Consider the following 1,785-nt stretch of genomic DNA (forward strand, 5'->3'; position numbering starts at 1 on the left):
CAGGCAGGATTATCAAATGTCCCAAAATATTCATATCTGGATCTGTCTCTTTCCATAATAGCAATAATTGGTTTAATCCTATTTCCCTACAAAAAAACATATAATAAATTGAAAAGAACTCTCAGAAATTCTTAGATATAACATCAGGCTTTCCGGCTACCTTAAGGTACACAGGCTCGCATTTGAATTCCATTGCGGCATTTTTTACCTTTTCTTTATCTTCTTTTTTAACAGCGACGAAGACATTTGTCCCACCGGTGACTATGTAGGCATTCCAGAAGGATTTCTTCAATTCATCTATTTTTTCAATGAATCTTTGCATTTCATCTGTAATTATATTTACGCCTACTTCCCGTAACATTGTATGGTATTCACTGGTATCTTTTTCACCAGTCTCGAATATCCCCTTTATGTCACCAGTGGCCGCCATCTTTTCAAGTTCTTTTGATCTCAACTCGGAATTTTTAACACGATCTGCGTATTTGTCATGATTAATTATATTCTGGTGTATAATATCCGATGGTTTTCTTTGCTCCGAAAACTTGCATCCAACAATTACAAAATCCTGAAACTCATCAGGGCCCAGTATTTCATCCGTCAATGATTCTTTTCCGTTTGCGTGGTTAATTGTAAAACCGCCAAATAGGCTCCTTCCGGCACTTTCTGATATTTTCTGAAGGTCGTTTTCAAAATTAAATATATTTATGTTGTATTCAAATATGGATTCTATGCACTCGCCTATTGCCGCAGCCCCTGCATCTGAACTTCCACTGATTATGTTTTTATTTTCTGATATAAAAGAAATTTCAGAATATTCAGGGTGTCGCATAAGAATATCGTGTTTGTACTTGTCTATTACTACAAATGGAGATCTTGGTGAATCAGGTGAAATTTCCTTGCCGTTTATAACACCTGATTTTGTATTGGACAGGTACAGATCTGTTTTAACATAAATTTCATCATCAAGCCCGGTATACGCTATTCCTGCAGTTGTATGCCTGGGAATTCTTTTTACATTGTCTGAAACCCCGCCTAAAAGCAATATTCCAATAGTAGGATAGGCTTTAACCTCAACATAATATTTTTCCATATTCTGAAATTAAGTATAACATAAAATCATTTTGTTTGACCGGAGTTTAAAAATGATTGCAAAAGGTGCAGGATAGTAACCTGTTCCACTTTTAGGAAAAAACATACCTAAACAATTATTTACAAGAAATACATTAACTTGCATGGATTATAAAGTTGCAGACATAATGACAAGAGACCCTCTTTGCTACACAGTTCCCAGTTCAATTTCAGAGATAATAAAGATACTTATAAAGAATAATATAACTGGGATACCCATAAAAGATAACCAGAACAGATACCAGGGGATAATAACCAGGAGGGATATATTCTACAATCCTGACGAGACGCAGACTGCACTGGTAATGAGGAAGGCCCCAACTGTGAATGAAAATGATCCTATAAATGTTGCAGCTGGGCAGCTTTATGAACAGAAAAAACGTCATATTGCTGTTGTAAACGATAACAATGAACTGACGGGTATACTTACACCACAGAATTTTTTGAGCATAATAAGGGAAAAATACGCAAAAGTCAAGGTAAAGGAAGTAATGGAATACATTTCTGTACCGTGCTGGGAAGATACTCCATTGTCTGTTGTCCTGTTAATGATGAACCTTTCTCAGATATATTCTTTTCCTGTTGTTAACAGGGCAGGAAAATTTACCGGTCTTGTAACCGACAGGGATATATTCGATAAGGTAAAAATGTATCAGA

Annotated in this window: 2 protein-coding genes; one reads left to right on the forward strand and one right to left on the reverse strand. The window is 35.8% G+C overall.

Translation table 11 applies throughout. The features are described from left to right. Positions 1 to 121: 121 nt before the first annotated feature. Complete coding sequence (locus AMDU4_RS02070; protein ID WP_021786317.1) at positions 122 to 1,090, reverse strand: mevalonate-3-kinase; 969 nt, start codon at positions 1,088 to 1,090, stop codon at positions 122 to 124. 142 nt (positions 1,091 to 1,232) lie between these two features. On the opposite strand from AMDU4_RS02070, the gene AMDU4_RS02075 reads away from it, so the two are divergent. Further along, on the forward strand, positions 1,233 to 1,785 hold a 553-nt coding region (locus AMDU4_RS02075; protein ID WP_290703914.1), incomplete at its 3' end, for a CBS domain-containing protein.

It is taken from the genome of Ferroplasma sp. Type II, from assembly GCF_000496155.1.